The sequence below is a fragment of the Limnofasciculus baicalensis BBK-W-15 genome (genome assembly GCF_024178385.1).
GTDB lineage: Bacteria > Cyanobacteriota > Cyanobacteriia > Cyanobacteriales > Coleofasciculaceae > Limnofasciculus > Limnofasciculus baicalensis.
Window position 1 is genome coordinate 1 of the sequence record NZ_JAMZMM010000306.1, and the last position, 6,769, is coordinate 6,769.

A 6,769-nucleotide genomic window follows, 5' to 3' on the forward strand; every position below is an offset into this window, starting at 1 on the left:
GGCTAGGAGTGAGGGGATAAATTTTATTTCCAATTAGCCATTCCCCACCGCCCGATACGGCATCCGCTGTTCCATTCCCCATTCCCCTATCCATTGGAATCAATATAATATTTGTATGGGCTGGTTTCGGGATTAATTTCTATCAATAAAGTATAGAGAATCTATCCAAACCACCCCTACTAACCAAAGACTTAGGAGAAGTAACTGATGTGGTATCAAATTTGGGAGTATTTTTTCGCATCAGCAAAATATTCGGCGTGGAAAAAGCAATTCTGGCAAGGACAGAGAGTCGATAAATTAACTTGGGAGAAAGTTATCATTTTTTTGAGCGTAGCAGAGGAAAACCAATCTTTGAAAGCACAACTCAAAAAAACGATATCTATTGAAGAGTTTATGGGTGTTGTCGCAGATAATGGCTTTACCTTCACTCTAGAAGAACTAGGTAAAGTGGTCATTACCCAAAAGCAAATCTGGGATTTATTCTCGGCAATAGATACAACTCTCTCTCTCAAGGAAGAACTTATCCAAATCAAGAGCGTTGATGAATTTATCCAAATGGCAGTAGATAATGACTATTACTTCACTAAACAACAACTAAGTTGGCTGCTAACTGGAATTAAGTTAGACTCAACATTAGTTTCAGTTACCAATAGCACAGGAGATAGTGTGCTGGTAAGGAACATTGGTGGAGTGGGGACTGCAAATTACATTAGCCTTGGGGAAGAGTGGGGTATCGTGCCACCATTCTGTCATATTGATAAACGAGATACATTATTTTCCAAGGATGCGAACGATCCCTTTTTGCCGGATCAATGCTTATTGCCACGAGGTTATTTTAACCAATATGTAGCGTAGTGCGATCGCAGAGGGGGATTAAGAGAAAATAAAGAATTTCCCAACCCGCCGAGACGGGTTGGATTTCTGTAACTGTGGTTGAAGCCGCCCTCTTGACAATGGCGCTAGAATTATCGGGATTTAAGCAAACATGATATAACTTGTAAGATTTAGTAACATGAAAGCTTGACCCGTAACAGGAGTGAGTATGTACCAAGGCTTGCCAGTAATCGATGCAGATGCCCATAAACTAGAAAATCCCATGATTATGCGGGATTATCTGGAACCAGAATATCGCGATCGCGTCGGTTTGGTCATTGATAGTCTAGGCGATCAACGGGCAAAAATCATCGACTTCAATCCCGCTACCGGAAAAAATGACTTGTTGCGGATGTTTCCCCAACCCCAAGGGTTAGGAAAAGGTGGTTTTCGTAATTTGCATCCCGATACCACTTTGGGTGCTATGTTCAACAAAATCCGGCTTGAACACATGGATCAAGAAGGTGTTGATATCCATGTTATCTATGGGACGCTGAATCTGATTTTTTCCAGTATTATGGATAAAGATTTTGCGATCGCACTCTGCAAAGCCTATAACAGTTACATGGCAGATGATTGCCGAGGATACGATAATCGCCTAAAAGCTATTGGTGTAATTCCTCTGCAAGATGTGGAAGAAGCGGTAAAAGAAATGTACCGCTGTGTCAACGAATTAGGCATGATTAGTGTTGCCGTTGCACCTAATTTACCTGTGCCCCATCCTCAAGCCCCCGATGCTTTTCCAGAGATTCGCACTTGTAAGGCAATTAGTCATCCAGACTTCCGTCCTATTTTACAAGCTGCGGTAGACTTAGATATTGGTTTAGGCATTCATGGCGGTCCAGGTTCCTATATGGTTGGTGGTATTGCCGATCACATGGAAACCTTCGTTCTCACTCATATTTTCGTTCAGAGAAACCAGCAACAATTAGCCTTAGCGCGGATGGTTTTTGATGGCGCATTTGAACAATTTCCCACATTACGAGTTGGCTTTTTAGAAGGAGGTTGTGGTTGGCTTCCCGACTTAGCCCACTCCTTCCACGAACATTGGGAGAAACGGATTCGCGACTTCGATCCCAAAAATCCCTACCGCCCGTCTTTGATGGAATTCACCAAATTAATGATTCAAGAAAAAGGCGGACGGGATAACGTCAATATTATTAGTCAGGCGAAGAATCTTTTCGATTTATTATGGAATCGCGCCCACGATCCCAGTAAGATTGATGATGCTAGTTTGTACGAACATTATGACCTACGCCATCGAGATCCCTTAGACTATTTTGAACGGGGACAAATCTTTACTTCCTTTGAATCTGACGATCCAAGTCCTGCGTATTTGCATATCGCCATGGGTGAAGTTGGCAAACGCCTTGCTTGTTTCTCTGGCGATTATGGACATTGGGATGGTGTGCTGCATGATTGCGTTAAAGATGCCGCCACAGTTGCAGATTACGATCGCGAACATCTAGGATTATTACTAGGTGGAAATGCCCTATCATTGTATGGCGATCGTTTGCGTCAATCTTTACCGGAAAAACTGATGGCTGTGACTCTGTAAGGTGAGTTGGTTATTTGTTATTAGTTGTTGGTTGTTAGTTATTGGTTGTTGGTTGTTGGTTGTTGGTTGTTAGTTGTTAGTTGTTGGTTGTTGGTTGGCTAATAACAAATAACAAATAACAAATAACAGTATCTATTCAGGTAGATATTCAGGATTAAGAACATCTTCCAATGTGAATGGCGGTTTAGCAGGGAAAAAATCTGGAGGGAGTTTATATTTTTGTAAAGCATTACTCCTAGCCTTTTGATAGCAGTCGAGAAACAAACTGCTTAAAAGGGGACGGAGACTAGGACTATCCTCAAGAGCTAGTTCAATCTCAGTTTTCTGTTCTACAATTGTATTGCGCCACCCCTTGGCATTATAAGCTTTCTCTGATTCCCAATAAATCAGCTTGAGTAGATGTTCAATCAGGACAATTAATCTGCTTTTGAGTTCCTTTTTCTCACTGCGTCCCATGCTTTCAATTTCTTCAATTAGATTTGACCATTCCACCTCTTCAAAACGACGTTCTTTGAGCAATTGTGCGGTTGTTTGTATCCACAAATAAAAATCCTGTTCATAAAGAATTTGATTGAGTTGGGGTTGAGAACAGGTTGCCATAGAAGTTTATCCATCTGTACTAGTTCTAGTTTAATCTAATTACATCCAATTAGTTTTATTCTTGAGTCAAGACTTACGCCGCAAAACTACTCATAGTGTGGATGATGGGTTAATAAACAACCGATTTCCTTGACGCTTCTTGGCAATGCCTTCTAGATGAATGCGGCGGGCTTCAGCACGGCGAGATTGCTCTTGGCGGCGACAAGTCCGACAAAACTTTGCAGTGCTAAATAAACCACCCTTCGCCACCTCATACCACCACTTTTGCTGCACTGCGGTCCAAACCTCTTGACTGTTACAGCCTGCACAAATAAAAGGTTGATCGAAATAGTATTTGCGCTTAACAAAGTCTGGCTCACCGTAGCTGTTGTTTGGAGCAAGGGCACTGAGATCGACAATTACTCCCCCAGATGCAAGGTTCTCAGCTTCTCTCATCGCTTCTCTCGCTGCAAGCTTTTGGTTTGCAAGTTTGATTTTGCGAGCTTGCTTCTGCGCTTTGAGTTCAATCCGACGTTGTTTTCCACTTTTCATATTTCTACAAAAACTAGAGATGAGATATGAATGTCAGCAATCTGAAACCGCACTAATGAGCCGTTTAATTTAATGCTGTGCAAGAAAGTCTGAGAGAATATTCGGAAACTCTCAGGAAGCTGATCTTCATTCTAGTCGATTCACTGAGATCTTGCACCAATGTCAATAACTGTAGGGTGGGCACTCCTCACTAACCTAATTTTATGCTTTTCGAGTTATCAGTGCCCACCCTCCAAAAAACAGCTACTTGAGAATGGTGCAAGATCTCAATCTCACCAACTCGCTTTCGAGCTATAATTGCTAAGATTAGTATTAAAATATGACCAGTTAGCTGCTAAATTATGCCTTATAGTGAATTCAGTTAGGCAATTCAATTATTAAATTTATCCCAGTTAGCCCGCACCCCCTCCTGAGAAAGACTCCCCATTTGCCAGCCACAGCGTATACTAAGGGGAACTGAGAACCAAGGACAAGAGAGTCAGGAAAGGGATAATTCTCCCCATTCCCCACTCCCTACTCCCTCAATACCCAAAATAAAATGCGAATTTTACTCCTCTATCCCCTATTCCCCAAATCATTTTGGTCTTTTGACAAAGCACTAGAATTAGTGGGACGCAAGGTTGCCATGCCGCCACTAGGTATGATTACCGTGGCTGCTATTTTGCCCCAAACCTGGGAATTCCGTTTAATAGATCGTAATGTACGGTTTGAAACTGAAGCGGACTGGAATTGGGCGGATTTGGTGATTATATCTGGCATGATCGTTCAGAAACCAGATTTATTACACCTGATTGGGGAAGCCAAACAGCGTGGGAAACCAGTCGCCGTTGGTGGTCCCTATGTCACCTCTGTACCCGAAGCAGCGCAGGCGGCAGGAGTTGATTTCCTGATTTTAGATGAGGGGGAAATTACCCTCCCGCTATTTGTGGAAGCGATCGCAAGAGGGGAAACTTCAGGTATATTCCGTTCTAATGGAGTCAAGCCGGATGTTACCACTACCCCTATTCCCCGCTACGATTTATTGGATTTAAACGCTTACGGGGATATGTCGGTACAGTTTTCCCGGGGTTGCCCCTTTCAATGCGAATTCTGCGATATTATCGTTCTCTACGGACGGAAACCCCGCACCAAAACTCCTGCCCAACTGATAGCAGAGTTACAAACTCTCTACGATTTGGGTTGGCGGCGCACTATTTTTATGGTGGATGATAACTTCATCGGTAACAAACGTAATGTTAAGTTATTACTAAGAGAACTTGGTCCATGGATGGCAGAAAAGGGATATCCTTTCCGTTTCTCGACTGAAGCATCGGTGGATTTAGCTCAAGATCAAGAACTTCTAGATCTAATGATTGCGGCTAATTTTACTGCGGTTTTTGTGGGTATCGAAACACCGGATACCGACAGCCTCACCATGACACAAAAATTCCAAAATACTCGCAACTCTCTATTAGATGCTGTTGACACCATTAATCGGGCTGGACTGCGGGTTATGGCAGGCTTTATTATTGGTTTTGATGGGGAAAAACTAGGGGCAGGCGATCGCATTATTCAGTTTGCCGAAGCCACAGCGATTCCTCATGCGATGGTGAGTATGCTCCAAGCCTTACCCAATACAGCCTTGTGGCATCGACTCACGAAGGAAGGGCGTTTGTTAGAAGGGAATGGCGAAGCAAATATCCATCAGGGAACCCTAACTAATTTTATCCCAACTCGTCCTTTGGAAGACATTGCTCACGAATATGTAAAATGTTTCTGGGAACTATATGAACCAAAACGCTATTTAGGACGAGTATATCGACACTGCCTCACTATGAAACCACGTCCTCACAAAAAGGCATTTAAGATGCCAGGATTGCCAGAAATTCGGGCTATCTTAACCATTGTTTGGCGACAGGGAATTAAACGAGATACCCGCTGGCAATTCTGGTATCAAATATTCTCAATCCTCCGGCATAATCCCAGGGTATTTGAGTCATATATAACTAATTGTGCCCACTTGGAACATTTCATTGAGTACCGTCAGATTGTGCGAAATGAAATTGAAGGGCAACTGGATCAATATTTGGCAGTTAAAGCTGATGTACAATCTTCAGTACGTCAAATGGAACTCACTGCTGCTACACGCAACTAAAATAGAATAGCTCCCCGAATTTTCTAAGAATTCGGGGAGCTTAAACTCGTTGGTATTGAATAAAACTTCTCAGCTATAACCTATTTCCTAAAATAGCGCTACACATCGACCCCCCCAACCCCCCTTAGTAAGGGGGGAGCAAAAACCCCATCTGTAGCACAACTTAATGAAATTGGTATAACCTATTTCCCAAACACCCCCTCAAAACTCTAAAATTCAAACAGCAACCTTCGATATCGTACTGCCTCATGCAACCAACAATCCTCTGGCAACAGAATAGCGACAATCCAGAAAACAGTAATAACTTTGCCAAAATTAGCAAATTTTGGACTAGCCTCCACGACAAAAAAATTGCTTGGCGACAGCGGATTATGCCGCCAAATAGTAATTTCAGGGAACTTGACTGGGAAGCGCAGCGGTTTGATGAAGTGTTCAAACTGCAAATGCCCCAAGTGCGGGGTATTACTCTATACTGGCACAAACCTTATTCCGATCAAGAGCGTAGCACTACACCAAGTAAACTAGAATTAGATCTTCAGGCGCTACAATTATATATATATCCCCAATCTCAAAAAGATTTGGTAATTCGGATCGGTATTCCAGAAATTATCTATCAGAAAATAGAAATTAATAATCCTCTGTGGGATAGTAGTCGTGCGGGAGAGAATTTCTTACTCACACTACGAGATAATCAGCAACAGATTGAAGTTAAGCTGACTCTAACTCCAGATAATATTGCCAAACTAAAAGAACTTCTCTAGGAGCGACTCCCTACCAATATCTATTAGGGTGCGTTATGCGAAAGCTAACGCACCATTACTTAGCTGAAATTCGTTAGACTGATAACTTGCAGCAGTAGCAATAACCCGGCAGTGGTTTAAACCACTGCCTAATAGCTGAAGTCAGTTAAAACTGACTGAATTCAGAATTTTAGTCCATTTTAATGGACTTGAGCTATTAGCCGTAGAATTAATTCTCCGGCGGGTTTTCTCGCTTACTGACAATAGTGCAAGATCTGAGTTAAAACTGACTGAATTCAGAATTTTAGTCCATTTTAATGGACTTGAGCTATT

General features: G+C 42.3%; 6 protein-coding genes. 4 read left to right on the plus strand and 2 right to left on the minus strand.

Going from position 1 to position 6,769, the window contains the following annotated elements; translation table 11 throughout:
* Positions 1-207 precede the first annotated feature (207 nt).
* Positions 208-855, plus strand: coding sequence for a Nif11-like leader peptide family natural product precursor (locus tag NJ959_RS22690; protein ID WP_254014018.1), 648 nt, complete (start codon positions 208-210; stop codon positions 853-855).
* A 187-nt stretch (positions 856-1,042) separates the two neighbouring features.
* A complete protein-coding gene (locus NJ959_RS22695) occupies positions 1,043-2,431 on the plus strand; it encodes an amidohydrolase family protein (RefSeq protein ID WP_254014019.1) in 1,389 nt (462 codons plus the stop codon).
* A 132-nt stretch (positions 2,432-2,563) separates the two neighbouring features.
* Here the strand turns inward: NJ959_RS22695 and NJ959_RS22700 are convergent, their stop codons facing one another.
* Both NJ959_RS22700 and NJ959_RS22705 read right to left on the minus strand, forming a co-directional pair.
* The gene (locus tag NJ959_RS22700; protein ID WP_254014020.1) at positions 2,564-3,031 is read right to left on the minus strand and encodes a DUF29 domain-containing protein; all 468 of its coding nucleotides are present in this window, start codon (positions 3,029-3,031) and stop codon (positions 2,564-2,566) included.
* 90 nt (positions 3,032-3,121) lie between these two features.
* Positions 3,122-3,562: a zinc-ribbon domain containing protein gene (locus NJ959_RS22705; protein WP_254014021.1), complete on the minus strand. Its 441-nt coding sequence runs from the start codon at positions 3,560-3,562 to the stop codon at positions 3,122-3,124.
* 538 nt (positions 3,563-4,100) lie between these two features.
* On the opposite strand from NJ959_RS22705, the gene NJ959_RS22710 reads away from it, so the two are divergent.
* Positions 4,101-5,696: a B12-binding domain-containing radical SAM protein gene (locus NJ959_RS22710; RefSeq protein ID WP_254014022.1), complete on the plus strand. Its 1,596-nt coding sequence runs from the start codon at positions 4,101-4,103 to the stop codon at positions 5,694-5,696.
* Positions 5,697-5,944: 248 nt separating this feature from the next.
* The gene (locus tag NJ959_RS22715; protein ID WP_254014023.1) at positions 5,945-6,457 is read left to right on the plus strand and encodes a P-loop NTPase family protein; all 513 of its coding nucleotides are present in this window, start codon (positions 5,945-5,947) and stop codon (positions 6,455-6,457) included.
* The last annotated feature ends 312 nt before the right edge of the window (positions 6,458-6,769 follow it).